This is a genomic window from Microbispora sp. CL1-1 (assembly GCF_012034195.1).
In the GTDB taxonomy this organism is placed as follows: domain Bacteria; phylum Actinomycetota; class Actinomycetes; order Streptosporangiales; family Streptosporangiaceae; genus Microbispora.
Map to the genome: position 1 here is coordinate 1 of NZ_JAATEK010000131.1, position 1,329 is coordinate 1,329.

The 1,329-nt window shown below is 66.1% G+C and carries 1 protein-coding gene; it reads right to left on the reverse strand.

What is annotated here, in order from left to right:
* Positions 1–1,329: AAA family ATPase (locus HCK04_RS40260; RefSeq protein WP_142652768.1), on the reverse strand; the 1,329-nt coding region annotated here is incomplete at both ends.

The following is a 1,329-nucleotide window of genomic DNA, read 5'->3' on the forward strand; positions in this document are numbered from 1 at the left end:
GTCGATCTTGACGACCTGGCCCGGCCGCAGCTCGCCGTAGAGGATCTTCTCCGACAGCGTGTCCTCCAGCTCGCGCTGGATCGTGCGGCGCAGCGGACGGGCGCCCATCACCGGGTCGTACCCCCGGTCGGCCAGCAGCTGCTTGGCGGCCGGGGTCAGCTCCAGGCCCATGTCGCGGTCCTTCAGACGCTCGGCCACCTGGGCGAGCATCAGGTCCACGATCTGGATGATCTCCTTGGGCGTGAGCTGGTGGAAGACCACGATGTCGTCGACGCGGTTGAGGAACTCCGGCCGGAAGTGCTGCTTGAGCTCCTCCTGCACCTTGACCTTCATCCGCTCGTACGTGCTCTCCTCGTCGTTCGCCTTCGCGAAGCCCAGCCCCACGGCCTTGGAGATGTCACGGGTGCCGAGGTTGGTCGTCATGATGATGACGGTGTTCTTGAAGTCCACAACCCGGCCCTGGGCGTCGGTCAGGCGACCGTCCTCCAGAATCTGCAACAGGCTGTTGAAGATGTCCCCGTGCGCCTTCTCGACCTCGTCGAACAGGACGACGGAGAACGGCTTGCGCCGCACCTTCTCGGTGAGCTGACCACCCTCTTCGTACCCGACGTAGCCGGGCGGGGAGCCGAACAGCCGCGAGACGGTGTGCTTCTCCATGAACTCCGACATGTCCAGCATGATCAGCGCGTCTTCGTCGCCGAACAGGAACTCCGCCAGCGCCTTGGACAGCTCGGTCTTACCGACACCCGACGGGCCGGCGAAGATGAACGACCCACCCGGACGCCGCGGATCCTTCAGACCGGCCCGCGTACGCCGGATCGACCGCGACAGCCCCTTGATCGCGTCGTCCTGACCGATGATCCGCTTGTGCAGCTCGTCTTCCATCCGCAGCAGCCGCTGCGACTCCTCCTCGGTCAGCTTGAACACCGGGATACCGGTGGCGGTGGCCAGAACCTCGGCGATCAGCTCCTCGGTCACCTCGGCCACGACATCCATGTCGCCGGCCTTCCACTCCTTCTCCCGCCGCTCCCGCTTGAGCTGCAGCTGCTTTTCCTGATCCCGCAACGCCGCGGCCTTCTCGAAGTCCTGCGCGTCGATCGCGGACTCCTTCTCCCGCCGCACATTCGCGATCTTCTCGTCGTACTCACGCAGGTCCGGCGGCGCCGTCATCCGGCGGATCCGCATCCGCGACCCCGCCTCGTCGATCAGGTCGATCGCCTTGTCCGGCAGGAACCGGTCACTGATGTAACGGTCGGCCAGCGTCGCCGCCGCCACGAGCGCACCGTCGGTGATCGACACCCGGTGATGCGCCTCATACCGGTCCCGCAG